Raw genomic sequence first — 17,615 nt, 5'->3', positions numbered from 1 at the left:
GCGTTGTTGCGGCGCACATTGTACGGTGGGACAGGCTACTTGTTGAGCAGGGTCAGCATCAGGGCTTTCTGCGCATGCAGGCGATTTTCCGCCTCCTGCCAGACAATGCTGTGGCGACCATCGATCACACTGGCGCTGACCTCTTCGCCGCGATGGGCCGGCAGGCAGTGCATGAACAGCGCATCGGCCTTGGCCGTGGCCATCAATGCATCATTGATCTGGTAACCCTTGAAAGCCTGCAAGCGGACGGCGTTGTCGGCTTCCTGGCCCATGCTGGTCCAGACGTCGGTGACGACCAGATCTGCGCCCTCGCAGGCGGATTTGGGATCATCGCTGATGCTCACCTGTTCAGCGGTGCGCTGGCTCAGCGCCGCATCCGGCTGGAAGCCATCGGGGCAGGCCACGGCCAGTTCGAAGCCGAACTGCTGGGCAGCAGCCATCCATGAGTGGCACACATTGTTGCCGTCGCCAACCCAGGCCACCTTGGCGCCCTGGATGCTGCCGCGGGCTTCCTCGAAGGTCATGACGTCGGCAAGCAGTTGGCAGGGGTGGTTGTAATCACTCAGGCCGTTGATCACCGGGATCTGTGCATTTTCGGCAAAGCACACCTGCTGGGCATGGTCATCGTTGCGGATCATGACCAGATCGACCATGCCGGAAAGCACCCGGGCGGTGTCGGCAATCGGTTCGCCCCGGCCCAGCTGGGTGTCGCGTGAGCTCAGAAACAGCGCGTGGCCGCCGAGTTGAACCATGCCGGCTTCAAACGACACGCGTGTGCGGGTTGAGCTTTTCTCGAAGATCATGGCCAGCGTGCGGCCTGCCAGCAGGGGCTCGGCCCGACCGGCCTTAAAGGCCTTTTTGTCTTCGATGGCACGCTGGATCAGCGCCGTCAGTTCGCTTGCGTTGAAATCGAACAGGCTGAGGAAGTCGCGTTTTTTCATGGCAAAAAAAAAAGTTCGCCCGGTGGCCCGAGCGAACCTGTAGAGCGCTGCAGCGCGGCCCTGATGGCCGCGCCGTGATTAGCCCAGATTCTGCGCTACAAAATCCCAGTTGGCCAGAGCCCAGAAGGATTCCAGGAACTTGGGACGCGCATTGCGATGATCGATGTAGTAGGCGTGCTCCCACACATCAACGGTCATCAGCGGGGTCTTGCCGTCGGTCATCGGGTTGCCGGCGTTGGAGGTGTTCACGATCTCCAGGCCACCGTCGGCATTCTTGACCAGCCAGGTCCAGCCGGAGCCGAAGTTGTTGATGGCGGAGTTGGTGAACTGCTCCTTGAACGCGTCCATTGAGCCAAAGGCGCTGGCGATGGCCGAGGTTACGGTTTCATTCGGCGTGCTGCCGCCCGGGGTCAGGCAGTTCCAGAAAAAGGTATGGTTCCAGATCTGCGCCACGTTGTTGAACAGGCCGCCTGAGCTGGACTTGATCAGTTCTTCCAGCGACTTGTTTTCGTCCGGGGTGCCGGCAACCAGGCCGTTGGCTTTGTCCACGTAGGTCTGGTGGTGCTTTCCGTAGTGGAAATCCAGCGTTTCCTTGGACATGTGCGGCTCCAAGGCGTCGCGTGCGTAAGGAAGTTCAGGAAGCGTGAAAGCCATGACGATATTTCCTTTTTGCTGATGCAGTCAGAAATTGAAGGGGATGGAACACGGCAGGGTAGCAAGAGTCAGAAGGATTTGTCAGTTTCTTCTCGCGTGGGCTGGTATTCCTAAAAACTTTCGTTATACTCCCGCGCCCTTTGGGGCTGGTTATGGCCCGATTGTCGCGTTTCCAGGAGGACTACCGATGGACGCAATGGACCGAATCCGCAAGGCGATTCAGGATAATCCCGTCATTATCTTCATGAAAGGTACGCCGGATTTTCCGCAATGCGGATTCTCAGCTCGCGCATCCCAAGCGTTGGGCCAATGTGGGGCGCCTTTCGCCTACGTGAATATCTACGAAGATCAGGATATCTACAAGGCGTTGCCGCAGTACGCCAACTGGCCGACGTTTCCGCAGCTGTACATCAATGGTGAGTTGATTGGCGGTTGCGACATCACCTTGGACCTGCACAACTCCGGCGAGCTCAAAGCCATGGTGCAGGAAGCCGCGGGCGCGGCAAGCGACGCCGCCGGCAACTGATTTTCGTGAACTGATCGCGCTGCGGCCATGATCCGTGCTACGGACTGTTTGCCCTGCGGCGCGCATCAATTGAGCCTTGAGCGCCCATTAATCATGGGCGTGCTCAATGTAACGCCTGATTCGTTTTCTGACGGTGGCGACTGGCTGCAGCCAGCTGCCGCTGTCGCGCATGCGCAACGCATGCGTGATGAAGGGGCCGACATCATCGATGTCGGCGGCGAATCGACCCGCCCAGGTGCGGCAACGGTCAGCCTCGAGCAGGAGCGACGTCGCGTCGTGCCGGTGATTGAGGCCTTGGCGGCTCAGCTTGATATCCCGATTTCCATCGACACCAGCAAGCCGCAGTTAATGGCCGACGCCGTCGCCGCTGGCGCCGGCATGGTCAACGATGTCAATGCCTTGCGTGCCGAGGGGGCGGTCGAACTGATGGCCGCGCATCCCGAGGTCAGCATTGTGCTGATGCACATGCAGGGTGCGCCGCGCAGCATGCAGCAGGCGCCTTGCTACGATGACGTGGTGTCCGAGGTGGCTGACTTTCTCGAGCAGCGCCGCCAGATCTGCACGCAGGCGGGTATCGCTGCGCGGCGTCTGGTTGTCGATCCAGGTATCGGCTTCGGCAAGACGCTTGAGCACAACCTGACGCTGTTGCGTGCTACTGGCCAGTTGGTAGAGCGCTTTGGTCCTGTCTTGCTTGGGGTTTCACGCAAATCCATGTTCGCTCAGCTGCTGGGAGATCGACCGCCACGGCAGCGCGTTGAGGCGAGCGTTCAGACCGCCATGCTCGCGGCGCAGGCCGGTGCGGCCATTTTGCGCGTCCATGACGTCAAACAAACCCGCGAAGCATTAAGCTTGCTTCGCGCCATAAGTCACGCGGAGTTTTGAGGGGATATGCGCAAGTACTTTGGAACCGACGGTATACGCGGGCGTGTGGGCGAAGCGCCTATGACGCCGGACTTCGTCATGAAGCTGGGTATGGCGCTGGGGCAGACTTTGCGCCATCACGTATCCAATCCCCTGGTCGTGATCGGCAAAGACACCCGGCTTTCAGGCTATATGCTGGAGTCGGCACTGGAGGCGGGTTTGTCCGCAGCCGGTTGCAACGTGCTGCTGCTGGGGCCGATGCCGACGCCGGGGGTTGCGTATCTGGCACAAACTTTCCGGGCCCAGTCCGGCGTGGTGATCAGTGCGTCTCACAACCCCTTTCATGACAACGGCATCAAGCTTTTTGGCGGGGATGGCTACAAGCTGTCTGATGAGCTTGAGCTTGAGATTGAAGCCGCGCTGGATTCGACGCTGAACTGCGTGGAGCCGGCCGAGTTTGGTCGCGCCAAGCGCGTGGATGATGCCGCCGGGCGCTACATCGAATTTTGTAAATCGAGCTTCCGCGGCAGTTCGCTCAAAGCGCTGCGCGTGGTGTTGGATTGCGCCAACGGTGCGGCGTATCACGTTGCTCCCCACGTGCTGCGTGAGCTGGGGGCTGATGTGCAGGTTATCGGCGGTGCACCAGACGGGATCAATATCAACACGGCCTGCGGCTCGACCGCGCCGGCGCGCTTGCAGAAAGCTGTCATAGACGCCGCGGCAGATGTGGGGATTGCCCTTGATGGTGATGCGGATCGCTGCATCATGGTGGATGATCAGGGCGATATCGTTGACGGTGATGAACTGCTCTACGTGATTGCGCGTGCTCGCCATGCTCGTGATCGATTGCGCGGCCCGGTGGTGGGCACCTTGATGAGTAATTTGGGCGTGGAAAATGCGCTCAAAGCCCAAGGTATTGCGTTCGAGCGGGCCAAAGTCGGTGACCGTTACGTGCTGGAGCGGATGAAACAGCACGACAGCGTTCTGGGGGGCGAATCTTCGGGGCATATCATTTGCCTGGATCGCAGCACCACAGGAGATGGTTTGATTGCCGCGCTGCAGGTCTTGGCTGAAATGACCGGCAGCGGCATGTCGTTGCGTGATCTGCTTGATGGGGTGAGCAAATATCCGCAGCAGATGATCAATGTAAGGCTTGGCGCGGGGCGTGGGGCCGAGGCGGTGATGCAGTCCGATGCGGTGAAGCAGGCGGTTGATGCTTTCACAGCCGAGTTGGGTGAGGCCGGGCGTATACTTTTGCGCCCCTCCGGCACAGAACCCTTGATCCGGGTTATGGCAGAAGGGCGTGATGCTGGCCAAATTGAACGTGTGGTCACACAATTGGCCGCCATCGTAGAAGAGCAAACTGGGGAACAAGGGTGAGCAACAGAACCTATTTCGTTGCCGGCAACTGGAAAATGCACGGCAGCCTGAATCAGGCGGCGGAACTCGCCGGTCAGATCGCCAAAGCGGCGCCAGCTGGAGTCGATGTGGCGGTTTGTCCGCCGTATGTGTATCTGCCCAAGGTGCGCAAAGCCGTAGCAGGCAGCAGCGTTGCACTGGGCGCTCAAAATGTCAGCGCCTGGGCCGATAGCGGTGCCTATACGGGTGAGATCAGTGGCCGCATGCTGGGTGATTTCGAGTGCCGTTACGCTATCGTCGGGCACTCCGAGCGACGTGGCTTGATGGGCGAATCGGATGAAACAGTGGCCCAGAAAGTGGAACGCGCTCAGGATGCTGGGCTGATTCCGATTATCTGTGTCGGTGAGACCCTGGCGCAGCGTGAAGATGGCGAAACCGAGACTATCGTGCTGTCGCAGCTTGAGGTTGTGATCGAGCGTTGTGGCGTTGCCGCGCTGGCCAATGCGGTGGTTGCTTATGAGCCAGTTTGGGCGATTGGTACGGGGCGTACCGCGACGCCGGAGCAGGCCCAGCAGGTTCATGCAGTTTTGCGTGGCGCTGTTGCGCAAAAGGATGCTAAAATTGCTGATTCGCTGCGTATCCTCTACGGCGGCAGCGTAAAACCCGACAATGCTGCGGATTTGTTTGCGCAACCCGACATTGACGGAGGCCTGATTGGCGGGGCAGCGTTGGACGCTGCTGCGTTTCTGGCGATCTGTGAAGCGGCGCGCAACGCCGACTAAAATTTCTTTTTGTAGCGACTTATGTACACAGTTTTGGTAGTGGTTCAGGTGGTGCTGGCGATTGGCCTGGTTGGGCTGATCCTGATGCAGCACGGCAAAGGTGCGGATGCAGGTGCTGCCTTCGGCAGTGGCGCATCAGGCACGGTGTTTGGCGCCCGTGGTGCCGCAACGTTTCTGAGCCGTGGCACAGCCATGCTGGCCGCCCTGTTCTTTGTCACCAGCCTGGTTCTCGCAATTCTGGTGGCGCGTGGTTCAGCAGAGCGTCAGAGCTTGACGACCGGGCTGGGCGAGCCAGACACCAGCCAGCCGGCGGTTCCGGCTGAGGCACCGGCCCAGCCGAGTTCGCCGTTGCAGGTCGAGACCCAGCCGCTGCCGCCTTCCGAGGAATAAGCGCTCAATAAAATTGCCGACGTGGTGGAATTGGTAGACACGCTATCTTGAGGGGGTAGTGGCGAAAGCCGTATGAGTTCGAGTCTCATCGTCGGCACCATCATCAGCCCGGACTGCTTTGCAGTTCGGGCTTTTTTGTGCGCGCGGCTCGGGTAGACTCCGGCGCACAGGACCAGGAGCATGGAGGAGGGCTGCATGAGCTTTTATGACAAATACATCCTGCCGCATCTCATCGATATGGCATGCGGTTTGAAGCCCATCCATCGCCAGCGCGCCAAGCTGGTGCCCAAGGCACGCGGCAAAATTCTCGAAATCGGCATTGGCACGGGTCTCAACCTGCGCCATTACGATCTTGAAAAACTGGATGAGTTGTGGGGGCTGGACCCGGCCCTGGAAATGCATGGGCTGGCCCGGCGGCGGATGCGCAAAGCCGGCCTGGAGGTGAGTTTGCTACCGCTACCGGCTGAGGAGATTCCGGCCTGCGATGGTCAATTCGACACCATCGTCTGCACCTATACCTTGTGCACCATTCCAGACCCGGCGCAGGCGTTACGCGAGATGTACCGGGTGCTCGCCCCACATGGCGAGTTGCTGTTCTGCGAGCACGGGCGAGCACCGGATGCGCACATCCGTCGTTGGCAGAATCGTCTGAATCCGTGGTGGAAGCCGCTTACGGGTGGCTGCAATCTCAATCGAGACATCCCCGAACTTATTGCGCACGCAGGCTTTGTGGTGGATTCGCTGCAGAGCATGTATCTGCCCGGGCCCAAAGCCATGACCTTCAATACCTGGGGCCACGCACGCCGCGCGTAGTCAGCGCACGTTCAGGCGCTGCGCCGCCCCGGTAAGGTTTGTATGTTCCATGAGGCTTCGGCGTGGCGAATAACCACCTGGTCGCGGCCGCCTTCCTTGGCGGCATACAGCGCAGCATCGGTTTGCCGGAACAGCAGCTTTTCTTCCATGCGCTGGGCCGGCTGAATCAGCAGAGCGCCGATGCTCACTGTGAGTATGCCGCGCGGTGCGCCGGGGTTGCTCATGTGCAAATGATTGATTTGATCGCGCAGGTCGTTGAGCTCAGCTTCAAGTTGCACCGCGCTGTCGACCGGCATCACCGCAATCAGCTCGTCGCCGCCCCAGCGTGCGACGGCTTCCGGATCACCGTTGATGGTGCTGCCCAGCATATCGGCAATCAGGCGCAGGCATTTGTCGCCGGTGTCGTGGCCACGTGTGTCGTTGAGTTGCTTGAAATGGTCGATGTCGACCAGGATCAAGGCTTCCATCTCGCTGTCATGCAGGGCGGCCTGGCGCAGGTACTGACGCAGGTAGCGGTCGAATGCGGCACGACTGGCAAGCCCGGTCAGTTCATCAAAATTGGCCCCGATCGACATCATTTGCCGGCGCAGAAAGTTGTCGCGCTCGCGGTGCTCGGTGAGATAGACGCCGACGGCACCCATCATCGCGGCAAGCACCAGAAACAGGGCCTGAAAGCCCAGACGATCGCCGGGCAATTCAAACAGCAGGCTGATCCCAACGTAGGTCGAAACCATTGCCGCAATGACTGAAATACATGGGCGTAGCAACAGGCCGCTAAACAAGCAGCAGTGGAAAATGGCAAAAATCATGCCTTCGTAATGCTGAACGCCGCCGCTTTTTGCGACCTGGATGTCGATTGTGGTCAGAACCAGGGCGAAGGCGATGTAGAACGAGATGATCAAGCCGTCTCGCCAGCTTTCCGGGACGATGCTGATGACATGCATCATCAGCAACACGCTAAGAATGGCGCAGCCTCGGAAGATGGCGATGGGCGTCCAGATGGCGCCATCACCGAAGCTCACATTGATGATGATGAAAGCGGTGTAGAAGACCGCGGCCAGCAGCATCCCGGTGCGGGTAAAAGCCAGCCGACGGCGCTGGTGGTCATTGACGAACGCCACCTCCAGCGTGGGCGTGAAGCGCAGAGAGCGAAAGCCCTTATCAAGTTGTCTGCGGAACAAACCCAGCGTGGTGGGTGAGTTCATGGCGGTGCCCAGATTAGGACAGCTTCGCCAGCATCGACAGCGGAGCTGCCAGCATGACGCGCTTCATAGCCGTCCATGGCCAGGAGGGAACACAGGCTTCGGCGGTTTCCGACTCAATCGCTTTGACCAAGGCCTTGCAGCCGGTCTCAAGATCCACCCGGAACGGTGCATTCTTAAAGTCGCGATTGATGTCGGTCAGGATGTAGCCGGGGAACAGAGTGGTGACCTTGATCGGGGTGTCCAGCAGATCGATGCGGATGCCTTCGCTCAGATTCGCCAGGCCGGCTTTGGTGGCGGCGTAGGTTGCAATCGAGCCTTTCAGGCCGCGCCATGCGCTCATCGAAGAAAGCGTGACCAGATGGCCATGATTCTGCGCGCGGAAAATTTCCACCGCGGCTTCGCATTGGGCCAGCGCCGCGCAAAAATTGGTCTGTGCGGTGGCCAGATTGTGCTGGAAGCCACCGGTGCCAATGGGGGCGCCGTTGCCAATGCCGGCATTCACGATGATCCGGTCGAGTTCGCCAAATTCGTTTTGAAACGCGCGAAACACCTCAAACACCTGGGCGTGGTCATTCACGTCCAGTGCGCGCAGGCTGACCTTGATGTCGGGGTTGATGGCGAGCAGCTCGTCGCGTGCGCTTTCCAGCGCGTCCAGGCGCCGGGCACACAGTGCGAGATCGCGGCCCATGGCGGCAAAGCGCTTGGCCATGCCTAGCCCAAGACCGGCGCTGGCCCCGGTGATCAGTATGCGTTTGCGAGTCATGTTGTAATGGAATCAAAGGAATTGTTGGCATGCTAAACGGATTGGGCGTGCGAATAAAATCCAAACTGTTACAATCCCGCGCCCCGGACGCGCCGCTAGCGTGTGCGGGCTCTATGGTGGACCGTGCCGGTCCTCTCGCGGCAGATCTCTGTAAACCCCGCCAGGCCCGGAAGGGAGCAACGGTAGCAGCAGGTTTGGGCGCCGGGATGTGGCTGGCACGGGACACCTCCAAATTCTTGCGCGTAGCGCCGTCACCTTGCCCGTGTCTTGGCGCGGTAGACCGGCTAAGATAGCGCTATGAGCTATCTCGCCCTGGCCCGCAAATGGCGGCCGCGTAACTTCTCCGAACTGGTTGGACAGAGCCACGTCCGCACGGCATTGGAAAATGCCCTGGGGCAGGGTCACCTGCACCCGGCCTTGCTGTTTTCCGGCACGCGTGGGGTGGGCAAAACCACACTGGCGCGCATTATTTCGCGCAGCCTCAACTGCGAAACCGGTGTCACTGCAACGCCGTGTGGCGAGTGCAGCGCCTGTCGCGAGATTGAGGAAGGGCGCTTCGTTGATCTGATCGAGATCGACGCAGCTTCGCGCACCAAGGTCGAAGACACCCGCGAGCTACTCGACAACGTGCCGTATGCGCCGGCGCGCGGGCGTTTCAAGGTCTACCTGATTGACGAGGTGCACATGCTCAGCAAGCACTCGTTCAATGCCTTGCTGAAGACCCTGGAAGAACCGCCCGGGCATGTGCAGTTTCTGTTTGCCACGACCGACCCGCAGAAGCTGCCGATCACCATCTTGTCACGCTGTTTGCAGTTCCACCTTAAGCGGATTTCGGTGGACGACATTGCGCAGCGCATGCGTTTCATTCTGGGCGAAGAGAACATTCAGGCCGAAGATGATGGCCTGCGCCGTCTGGCCCGTGCTGCAGACGGCAGCTTGCGTGATGGCCTGAGCCTGCTTGATCAGGCGATTGCTTTTGGTGGCGGCCAGGTCACGGATGACAGCGTGCGCGACATGCTGGGCAGCATTGAACGGCGTGATTTGCTGGCACTGGCCAGCGCCATAGCCGATCAGGACAGTGCGGTGGCGTGGCAGGCCATCGAGCACATTGCCGAGCAGGGCCTGGATTTCGCCGAAGTTCTGGAGGAATTCTGCCGCCTGTGGCAGCGCCTGGCGGTAGGGCAGCAGGTTCCGGAGGCGCTGGACGAGCTCGAACAGGCCGATTTGGGGCCTTTGCTGGAACGTTTCAGTGCCGCCGATCTGCAAGTGTTCTATCAGATTGCGGTCAATGCCCGACGTGACCTGGACTGGGCGCCTGATCCACGCAGCGGTTTTGAAATGACCGTGTTGCGCACGCTGGCCTTTCTACCCGATCAAGGGCCTGCCGCAGGTGCTGCACCTGCCGGTGGTGCAGCGCCCCGTGCCAGCGTGGCCGCCGCAGCCAAGCCCGCGACCGCGGCGCCGGTGCAAGCCCGCGCAACGGCTGCACCACAGCCTGCGCCGGCGGCACAGCCGGCTCCCAGCCTGGATGGCGTGCAGTGGAATACGCTGATCAAACAGCTCGATTTCAGCGGTTCGACCGAGGTAGTAGCGCAGGGCTGTCGCATTGCCGGCCAGGAGGAGCAGCAACTCACCCTGGAGGTCAGTCCACAGGTTCAGGCGCTGTGCACGGCCAGCGTGGAAACGCGCATGCGTGAGGCGCTGCGCCAACATTTCTCACGCCCCGACCTGGTGGTCAAGTTTGAACGCCCCGCCAAAACCGACAGTGGTGAGTCCGTCGAGGACATCGCGCGCAGTCCGGAAGAGAAATTTCTCGCCCTGCCGTCGGTTCAAAAAGCCATCGACATGTTCGATGCGGAAATTCAGCCCGGCAGCTTTCGCATGCACAGCGATGCGCCGGGCGACAACGCCATACATTGATCAGTAGCCGCGGTGCGCGGCACAAGACGAGGACAGCTATGAAAGGTGCTCTGGGCAACCTGATGCAGCAGGCGCAACAGATGCAGGCCAAGATGCAGGCCATGCAGGATGAGATCGCCAAACTGGAAGTCATCGGCGAAGCCGGTGGAGGCATGGTCAAGGTCACGCTCAACGGCAAGCATGAGGCACGCCGTGTCGAGCTGGATCCGGATTTGCTGGGTGACGACAAAGATCTGCTCGAAGATTTGATCGCGGCGGCGATTACCGATGCCAGCCATAAGCTGGAGCGGACCCAGAAAGAAAAGATGGCTGAAGTGACCGGTGGACTGAATCTGCCGCCGGGCATGAATCTTCCGTTCGGGCAGTGATTTACCCGCCAGCGCTAGAGGCGCTGATGGCGGCGTTGCGCTGCTTGCCCGGGGTGGGTCAGAAAACTGCTCAACGGATGGCCTTCCAGCTGCTGCAACGCGAAAGGGACGGGGCGCGCCAGCTGGCTCGCTCGCTGGATCAGGCCCTGGACGAGCTTGGGCACTGCCGCGATTGCCGCATGTTCAGTCAGGGCGACCTGTGCCCGATCTGTGCCTCCGACAAGCGTGACGATGCACTGCTGTGCGTGGTTGAAAGCCCCGCAGATGTGGCCGCCCTGGAGAGTCATACCGATTATCGCGGACGCTACTTCGTGCTGCTGGGGCGCTTGTCCCCGCTGGACGGTATCGGTCCGGAGGAGCTGGGGCTGGCCCGGCTGGCCGAGCGCATGGCTGATGCCGCGGTGCAGGAAGTGATTGTGGCCACCAACCCGACCGTGGAAGGTGAGGCGACCGCTCATTACATTGCGGAGCTGGCGCGTGCCGCCGGCATCGCGGTAACCCGGATTGCTCATGGTGTGCCGGTGGGCGGGGAATTGGAATATGTCGATGGTGGCACGCTGGCTCATGCGCTGAGCGGCCGTCGTCAGGTGGAATAAGTGATGAGTGATCGGCTGGATATAGAAATCGATGATCAGGGTATTGCCACGGTCAGCCTGAACCGCCCGGACAAACGCAATGCGATTGACTGGCCCATGCTCAGGGCCTGGATTGATGCGCAAAAGCAGCTGGGCAAGACCGCTGGCTTGCGCGGAGTGATCATCCGCGGTCATGGTGCATCGTTCTGCGCCGGCTTGGACTTTGCCGCCTTTGGCAAGACGCCGGCGCGGATCGTGCAGGCCTTTTTCCAGCCCGGCGGTCGCGATGCGAACCTGTTTCAGCAGGCTTGCATCGGCTGGCGTCAGTTGCCGGTGCCGGTCGCAGCGGCGATCCATGGGCATTGTTTTGGCGGTGGGATTCAGCTGGCGCTGGGCGCCGATTTTCGTTTCGCCCGGGCCGATGCGGAGTTTTCTCTGATGGAGGCCAAGTGGGGCCTGATTCCGGACATGAGCGGCATGATCACCCTGCGTGAGTTGATTCCTATCGATCTGGCCAAGCGCCTGGTCATGACGGCTGAGGTCTTCTCAGGCGAGCAGGCCAGAGCCTGGAATCTGGTCACCGAGCTGACCGACGAGCCGGAACAGGCCGCGCGGGATCTGCTCGGCCAGATTGCGCAGCGTTCACCCGATGCCGTGGCGGCGGCCAAGGGCCTGCTGCACGAAACCTGGCAGGCTGATGACGATAAGGCGCTGGCCGCGGAACGCCGCTGGCAGCGGCGCCTGCTGGTTGGTGACAATCAGCGCATCGCGGTCAAACGCAACCTGGCCGGCTCCGACAAGCCATTCGCGCGGCGGCGCATCAAGTCGCTGTAGCCGGCCCCATGAAGCGGCGGCGCAGCCAGTAGTCAAGGCTGACATAGCGGCCCGCGCCGGTGAAGAACAGACTCAGCAGCATGATCAGATAGGTCACGGCAAATTCGATCCCGTTGTTGAGCACCACCAGTTTGCCGCTGGATGTGAGCCAGTCGTAATTGCCGTGGGTGCGCAGGATATCGCGTGCGCGCTCGAGCTTTTCGGCGGAGGCTTCAACCCGTTCGTTGGCGAACGGTGCGCTCGGGTCGGCAATGGCCTGCCAGCCATACTCGGCATGCACGGTGGTGGCGGCGACCGCCATGGTGATCATCAATGGAATGGCCATCCAGCGGGTGAACAGGCCTAGCAGTAGACACACGGCGCCGCCCAGTTCGGCGAAGATCGCCAGGGCGGTCATCAGCGCCGGAAAGGGCAGGCCAAGCCCCCAATCCGGGTTGCCAAACCAGGCCACGGTATCGTCGAAATGCTGCAGCTTGCTCATCCCGGCCATCCACATCACCGGCACCAGGTAAAGGCGCAGGGCCAGTGGGGCGAGAAAATCCAATGTACGGGTTTTGTCGAGCAGGGTTTGCAGGCGCAGGGGCAGGGTGAGCATGAGGTGGCCGTGGCGGTGGGTGTAACGATCTAGACCTGCCTAGTGCAGGTTCGCTTTCAGGCGTTACTCAGAACCAGGCGCAGGTCGCAGCGCTGCGCGGCCATGTGGCCGGGCTGTGGAGTAAAACCGGCCCACTGATACAGCGCCCGCGCCTCGGTCAGCACGCTGGCGGTTTCCAGACTGATCGTGTCAAAGCCATGAGTGCGTGCCCAGGCCAGGGCATGCCCCAGACAGGCCCGGCCCAGTCCGCGCCCGCGCCATGCCGGAGCCAGATACATGCGCCGCAGCTCGGCCTGGCCGTCGCCTTGCGACAGCAGCGCACAGCTTGCGGCCAGGGTGTTGTCGTGGTCGAACAGCAGGTCAAAGAAGCCGCCTGCGTAGTGGCTTGCCGGGCGTTCCAGATCGCGGTCGATGCCATCGCGTTCCGGGGCCAGGCCGTAGCTTGCGAGTATCTCAAATACGAAGTCCGCGAGCAGCGTCGCATCGCTGTCGGTGGCCGCGCGACGCTTCAGTTCGAAGCCGCTGAAGTCATGACAGTCCAGGGCTTTGCTCATCCACTGGTGGTCAATCGTGCCGAACAGTGTTTCGCCCGGTCCGGTGACCTGAAAGCCGCAACGCTGATAGAACGCAATCGAATGCTCACGCGCTTGCAGGATCAGCATGTCCACCCCGCGTCCGCGTGCCAGGGTCTCAAGATGCTGCATGATCATACGGCCCAGCCCGCTGCCCTGATAGGCGGTGGCCACGGCCATGGCGCGAATTTGGGCGCGGCCTTGCCCCAGCCAGTGGATGCGACCACAGCCCACCACCTCGTTGGTGTCATTCTTGGCGATCACATGATCGACGTCGGCGGCGGCGCCCTGGGGTTCGATCTGAGGCGATTGCCCAGGCAACCACGGCGCGCGCAATATGGCCCAGCGCAGGGCCTGATAGGCCTGCCAGTCGGGCGTGCTGGCAGGGCGCAGCAAACGAATTTTTGACAGCGGGCGTGGCATTAGTGGGCGGCCTATACTGAGAGAGTGAACATGCTAGTCGAGAACATCATGCGCCGCGTCTCTATCGCCCTGTTGAGCGTGTTGTTTGTTGCCGCTTGCAGCGATGGTGGAGGGGCCGAGGTTGCGCCGGTGTATGCGGCCAATCCGGACAGTCCCTACGCGGCCATGCTGGCGCCTTGTGCACGGGAATCCGGTGATCAGCGCAGCTGTCGTCTGAGCCAGCTTCCACTGCTGGGTATGAGCAGCCCGTCGCCGGACAAGGCGGCGGTGATGGCGCGGGTGGCCACCACCCATCCGTGGATGGCGCAGCGTTTTTCTGAATTGCTGGATGTGCTGCCGAGCGACATCCTGAGCATGATGCGCAGCGTGACGGCGATCATTATCGGCTCTGATGTTCGGCCCTCGTTCTACTGGAGTCTGACCGGCGCGATCTATCTTGATCCGGCGGGGCTGTGGCTCACGGTCGAGGAGAAACGCACCATCGATCCGGCGCCGGATTATCGCAGTGGTTTTGGCTCGGGCCTGGCCTATCGGGTGATCAACCGCTACGTGTTCAACAACACTTATGCCTGGTACGGCTACAGCCTCAGTGATGAATCCGAGCGTACGCTCGACGACATCGTCCTGCCCACCGCACGACTGCTATATCACGAACTGGCCCATGCGGCAGATTTCCTGCCGCCCGACCGTATGGGCGGGTTTAACCCGACCTGGACCGTGCTGGACGCGACCCGCTACATCGAAAATCAGGGGTTGCAGCTGTCACAGGCCTTGCAGGGGAGTCAGCCGCTGAATGCACAGTTGCTGTTTGATCTGGCGGCAGTGAATTTCTTTGGCCAGACCCCCAGCGATGCGCAACTGGCTTTGCGCGCAGAAGATATCTCGGCGCAGTTTGCTCCGGACGGGGCCAATGATGATTACGCCTATGCCAGCCGCTTCGAAGATGTGGCGATGCTTTTTGAAGAACTCATGATGGCCATGAACTTCGGCGTCGAACGCGATGTTGCGGTGGCGCCACGACCAGCCGAAGGCGAGCCGCACATTGTGGACTGGGGGCAGCGCCGGCGCATCACCGACCCGCACGTGATCGAGCGGGTTCGTCTGGTCGGCGAACGCATCCTGCCGGATGCCCCGATCAGTGCGTTTCTGGACAGCTACGGTCCGCCGAAAAGCCTGACCCGGGGTATCACCTGGAATGGCAATCTGGACCCCGACAATCCGTCCAAAGCCTGGCATGTTGACGCGGGTGAGCAGGTCATTGCCCGCGACGAAGTGCGCTAGCTGACGTCTTCGAAGCGAGCCGCGCGCTTTTGCATTTTGGCGCTGACCGCTTCGGCAAAATTGCTGCGCGCGACAATGGCTTGCTGCAATTCGGCTTCCAACTGAAGCCATTGCGGCTGCTGCGGCCAGCTTTTGAGGTACAACGCCTTGGTGCCGCGCACCGCATCGGGTGAGCGCGCGGCGAACTGCCTGGCGAGATCGAGTGCGGCGCTGTGGGCATCTTCGGCCACCCGCGTGATCAGGCCCAGCTGCAGGGCTTCAGCAGCCTCAATCTGACGTCCGCTCAGGGTCAATTCCAGTGCAACGTCATAGGGCAGCAACGGCGGCAGCGTCTGCGAGATGCCCATGTCGGGAATCAAGCCGTAGTCGATCTCCATGATGCACAAACGGGTCTGCGGCGTGGCGATGCGCAGATCGGCCCCCATCGCGATCTGAAAACCGCCACCGAAGGCGGCGCCGTGCAGCGCCGCGATCACCGGGACCGGGATGTCGCGCCACACGGTGGCCACGCGTTGAGCGCGATTGGCGGTTTGGCCGTCTTCAACTTCGAACGCGCTGCTCAGGCTCTGTCCGGGTTGCTGGAAACTGGGGAAATCCAGGCCAGAGCAGAAACTCGGCCCTTCGCCGGACAAGACCACGGCGCGCACGTCCTTGCGTGCGGCCAGTTCGGCACCGGTTTCGTACACCGCCTGCATCTGCTGCGCGTCCAGCGCATTGTGGCGCTCGCCACGGGTGAAGCGCACGTCGGCCACGCCGTCGTTGAGGGTGTAGGTGATGCGATCACTCATGCGGATTCAATCCTGTTGATGGTCGAGATAGCGCTGTGTCAGGCCAGCGTAGGCATCGATGCGCCGGTCGCGCAGGAACGGCCAGATGCGGCGCACACTCTCGGCCCGGCCGAGATCGATGTCAACGCGCAGGTTCGTGGCGTCGCCGTCGGCACGGGCCAAAAATTCGCCTTGCGGTCCGCACACGAAACTTGAACCCCAGAACTGGGCACCGGGGCCGCCGGCCGGATCCGGCTCATGGCCAACCCGGTTGCAGGCGATGACCGGCAGGCCGTTGGCCACCGCGTGGCCGCGTTGCACGGTGATCCAGGCGTCACGCTGACGCGCCTGTTCTTCGGCGCTGTCGTTGGGGTCCCAGCCGATCGCGGTGGGGTAGATCAGCACATCGGCCCCGGCTAGGGCCATCAGGCGTGCACCTTCCGGAAACCACTGGTCCCAGCACACCAGCACGCCGAGGCGGCCAACGCTGGTGTCGATCGGTTTGAAGCCCAGATCGCCCGGCGTGAAATAGAATTTTTCGTAGTAGCCCGGATCGTCGGGGATGTGCATTTTTCGATAACGCCCGAGCAGTTGGCCATCTCGTTCGAACACCACCGCAGTGTTGTGCGCCAGTCCCGGCGCGCGGCGTTCGAACAGCGAGGCCAGTAGCACCACATTGCACTCACGGGCCACGGCGGACAGGGTGTCGCAGCTGGGGCCGGGAATGGGCTCGGCGAGATCGAACAGGGCCGGATCTTCGATCTGGCAGAAGTAGCGGCTGGTGTGCAGCTCCTGCAACACCACCAGTTCCGCACCTTCGGCGGCCAGCGCGCGAATCGCGGCCACGCTGGTGGCGAGATTGTCGTCGCGGCTGTCGCCGCAGCTTTGCTGGACCAGACCAGTTTTGAGGATTCGGGAACTCATGCGGGCAAATTCATGGTGACACAGTGCAGGCTGCCATATTGCCGGATCAGGGCCTGGCAATCGACTCCGACGATGTCGTGCTCAGGCAGCGCGCCGCGCAGCGCGTCCAGGGCGACGGCGTCGGCCGGGCTGCCGTAGGTGGGCATCAGGACGGCGCCGTTCAGGATCAGAAAATTGGCGTAGCTGGCGGGCAGATCATCGCCGTCCTCATTGCGGTGAACGCCGGCCCAGGGCAGCGCGATCAGGCGGTAGGGCCGACCGTCCAGGGTGCGCAGGGCGCGCAGTTCGTCGGCCATCCGTTCCAGCTCTTCGCGGTTGACATCATCGGCGTCGCCGGCGGCCTGATAAACGATGCTGTCGGCGCTGACGAAGCGCGCCAGGGTGTCGATGTGACCATCGGTGTCGTCACCTTGCAGGGCGCCATGGTCGAGCCACAGGATGCGCTGCAGGCCGAAGGCCTCAAGCAGGCATTGCTCGATGTCCTGAACCGAACGCGCGGGATTGCGCCGCGGGTCCAGCACGCTGCTGCGTGTGGCCAGCAGGGTGCCCTGACCGTCGCTGTCGATGGCGCCCCCTTCCAGGACCAGATCGACAGGCACAAGCGGGGTGTTGCCAAAAGCACCCTGCGCTGCCAGCTGCGGCGCCAGCGCGTTGTCCTTATCGGCCGGATACTTGCCGCCCCAGCCGTCAAAGCCGAACTTCAGCAACTGCGTTTGGCCATCCCGGTACACCCCAATGGGGCTGTGATCACGGGCCCACACATCGTTGCTCGGCAGGCGGTAGAGGGTCACCGCGTGAGCCAGCGATTGGGCGGCTAGCCAGCTCTTGAGGCGGGTGTGCTCGCTGTCGCTGCCGACGCTGATGCGCACCGGCTGATAGCGCGCGATGCTCAGGGTCAATTGTTCGAAGCAACGGCAAACCTGGTCAAACGCGTCCGGTGAGGCGGCAAAGTCGCCATCCGGATTGGGCCAGGTCAGCAGAATCGCGGATTGCGCTTCCCATTCAGCAGGCAGTCGAGTCATTTTTACACTGTGTTAATAAGCGGTGGGGCGGTGTATAAAG

At 61.6% G+C, this 17,615-nt stretch carries 20 protein-coding genes, 1 tRNA gene and 1 other RNA gene; 13 read left to right on the top strand and 9 right to left on the bottom strand.

Annotation, left to right across the window (positions count from 1 at the left end; genetic code table 11):
• Positions 1-35: 35 nt before the first annotated feature.
• Both argF and ATO7_RS01325 read right to left on the bottom strand, forming a co-directional pair.
• Positions 36-941, bottom strand: a complete 906-nt coding sequence (gene argF / locus ATO7_RS01330; protein WP_083559111.1) for an ornithine carbamoyltransferase — start codon at positions 939-941, stop codon at positions 36-38.
• 78 nt (positions 942-1,019) lie between these two features.
• Complete coding sequence (locus ATO7_RS01325) at positions 1,020-1,595, bottom strand: superoxide dismutase (protein WP_083559110.1); 576 nt, start codon at positions 1,593-1,595, stop codon at positions 1,020-1,022.
• A 187-nt stretch (positions 1,596-1,782) separates the two neighbouring features.
• Between ATO7_RS01325 and grxD the strand changes: the two genes are divergently transcribed.
• The 7 genes from grxD to ATO7_RS01290 all read left to right on the top strand — a co-directional run bounded on the left by grxD (position 1,783) and on the right by ATO7_RS01290 (position 6,326).
• A complete protein-coding gene (grxD, locus tag ATO7_RS01320) occupies positions 1,783-2,121 on the top strand; it encodes a Grx4 family monothiol glutaredoxin (RefSeq protein WP_083559109.1) in 339 nt (112 codons plus the stop codon).
• A 27-nt stretch (positions 2,122-2,148) separates the two neighbouring features.
• Positions 2,149-3,003 carry a dihydropteroate synthase gene (folP, locus tag ATO7_RS01315; RefSeq protein ID WP_083559108.1) on the top strand — a complete coding sequence of 285 codons (855 nt, stop codon included), beginning with the start codon at positions 2,149-2,151 and terminating at the stop codon, positions 3,001-3,003.
• Between the two features lie 6 nt (positions 3,004-3,009).
• Positions 3,010-4,362, top strand: coding sequence for a phosphoglucosamine mutase (gene glmM, locus ATO7_RS01310; protein ID WP_083559107.1), 1,353 nt, complete (start codon positions 3,010-3,012; stop codon positions 4,360-4,362).
• Complete coding sequence (gene tpiA, locus ATO7_RS01305; RefSeq protein ID WP_083559106.1) at positions 4,359-5,123, top strand: triose-phosphate isomerase; 765 nt, start codon at positions 4,359-4,361, stop codon at positions 5,121-5,123. Before glmM ends, tpiA begins: the two co-directional genes overlap by 4 nt.
• Positions 5,124-5,144: 21 nt before the next feature.
• On the top strand, positions 5,145-5,513 hold the full coding sequence (gene secG / locus ATO7_RS01300) for a preprotein translocase subunit SecG (protein WP_083559105.1): 369 nt from the start codon (positions 5,145-5,147) through the stop codon (positions 5,511-5,513).
• A 15-nt stretch (positions 5,514-5,528) separates the two neighbouring features.
• A tRNA-Leu gene (locus tag ATO7_RS01295) sits at positions 5,529-5,613 on the top strand.
• Between the two features lie 95 nt (positions 5,614-5,708).
• Entirely contained in the window at positions 5,709-6,326 is a 618-nt protein-coding gene (locus ATO7_RS01290; protein WP_083560959.1) for a class I SAM-dependent methyltransferase, read from the top strand.
• 11 nt (positions 6,327-6,337) lie between these two features.
• Here ATO7_RS01290 and ATO7_RS01285 read toward each other — a convergent pair whose 3' ends face one another.
• Positions 6,338-7,531 (bottom strand): GGDEF domain-containing protein, encoded by a 1,194-nt coding sequence (locus tag ATO7_RS01285; RefSeq protein WP_083559104.1) that lies wholly within the window; start codon positions 7,529-7,531, stop codon positions 6,338-6,340.
• Between the two features lie 13 nt (positions 7,532-7,544).
• Entirely contained in the window at positions 7,545-8,294 is a 750-nt protein-coding gene (locus tag ATO7_RS01280) for an SDR family oxidoreductase (RefSeq protein ID WP_083559103.1), read from the bottom strand.
• 124 nt (positions 8,295-8,418) lie between these two features.
• Between ATO7_RS01280 and ffs the strand changes: the two genes are divergently transcribed.
• The 5 genes from ffs (at position 8,419) to ATO7_RS01255 (ending at position 11,991) form a co-directional block, all read left to right on the top strand.
• Positions 8,419-8,515, top strand: an RNA gene (ffs, locus tag ATO7_RS01275) — signal recognition particle sRNA small type.
• Positions 8,516-8,591: 76 nt separating this feature from the next.
• Positions 8,592-10,214, top strand: coding sequence for a DNA polymerase III subunit gamma/tau (dnaX, locus tag ATO7_RS01270; RefSeq protein WP_083559102.1), 1,623 nt, complete (start codon positions 8,592-8,594; stop codon positions 10,212-10,214).
• A gap of 38 nt (positions 10,215-10,252) precedes the next feature.
• Positions 10,253-10,582 carry a YbaB/EbfC family nucleoid-associated protein gene (locus ATO7_RS01265; protein ID WP_083559101.1) on the top strand — a complete coding sequence of 110 codons (330 nt, stop codon included), beginning with the start codon at positions 10,253-10,255 and terminating at the stop codon, positions 10,580-10,582.
• Complete coding sequence (recR, locus tag ATO7_RS01260; RefSeq protein ID WP_083559100.1) at positions 10,579-11,178, top strand: recombination mediator RecR; 600 nt, start codon at positions 10,579-10,581, stop codon at positions 11,176-11,178. Before ATO7_RS01265 ends, recR begins: the two co-directional genes overlap by 4 nt.
• Before the next feature lie 3 nt (positions 11,179-11,181).
• Positions 11,182-11,991 (top strand): crotonase/enoyl-CoA hydratase family protein, encoded by an 810-nt coding sequence (locus tag ATO7_RS01255; protein ID WP_083559099.1) that lies wholly within the window; start codon positions 11,182-11,184, stop codon positions 11,989-11,991.
• Here ATO7_RS01255 and ATO7_RS01250 read toward each other — a convergent pair.
• Both ATO7_RS01250 and ATO7_RS01245 read right to left on the bottom strand, forming a co-directional pair.
• Positions 11,978-12,586 (bottom strand): HvfX family Cu-binding RiPP maturation protein, encoded by a 609-nt coding sequence (locus ATO7_RS01250; protein WP_083559098.1) that lies wholly within the window; start codon positions 12,584-12,586, stop codon positions 11,978-11,980. The genes ATO7_RS01255 and ATO7_RS01250 overlap by 14 nt on opposite strands.
• A 56-nt stretch (positions 12,587-12,642) precedes the next feature.
• A complete protein-coding gene (locus ATO7_RS01245; protein WP_083559097.1) occupies positions 12,643-13,581 on the bottom strand; it encodes a GNAT family N-acetyltransferase in 939 nt (312 codons plus the stop codon).
• 30 nt (positions 13,582-13,611) lie between these two features.
• Between ATO7_RS01245 and ATO7_RS01240 the strand changes: the two genes are divergently transcribed.
• Positions 13,612-14,862, top strand: a complete 1,251-nt coding sequence (locus ATO7_RS01240; protein WP_158522979.1) for a hypothetical protein — start codon at positions 13,612-13,614, stop codon at positions 14,860-14,862.
• Here the strand turns inward: ATO7_RS01240 and ATO7_RS01235 are convergent.
• Genes ATO7_RS01235 through ATO7_RS01225 form a run of 3 tightly spaced genes read right to left on the bottom strand, consistent with a single transcriptional unit; the run spans position 14,859 to position 17,575 of the window.
• A complete protein-coding gene (locus tag ATO7_RS01235) occupies positions 14,859-15,650 on the bottom strand; it encodes a crotonase/enoyl-CoA hydratase family protein (RefSeq protein WP_083559095.1) in 792 nt (263 codons plus the stop codon). The genes ATO7_RS01240 and ATO7_RS01235 overlap by 4 nt on opposite strands.
• Before the next feature lie 6 nt (positions 15,651-15,656).
• On the bottom strand, positions 15,657-16,553 hold the full coding sequence (locus ATO7_RS01230; protein WP_083559094.1) for a carbon-nitrogen hydrolase: 897 nt from the start codon (positions 16,551-16,553) through the stop codon (positions 15,657-15,659).
• Positions 16,550-17,575, bottom strand: a complete 1,026-nt coding sequence (locus tag ATO7_RS01225; protein ID WP_083559093.1) for an agmatine deiminase family protein — start codon at positions 17,573-17,575, stop codon at positions 16,550-16,552. The genes ATO7_RS01230 and ATO7_RS01225 overlap by 4 nt, the downstream gene beginning before the upstream one ends.
• Positions 17,576-17,615 lie beyond the last annotated feature (40 nt).

Origin of the sequence: Oceanococcus atlanticus (genome assembly GCF_002088235.1) — a bacterium.
GTDB lineage: Bacteria > Pseudomonadota > Gammaproteobacteria > Nevskiales > Oceanococcaceae > Oceanococcus > Oceanococcus atlanticus.
Note: the sequence above shows the minus strand (reverse complement) of the source record. Positions and strands in the feature narration are given on the sequence as shown.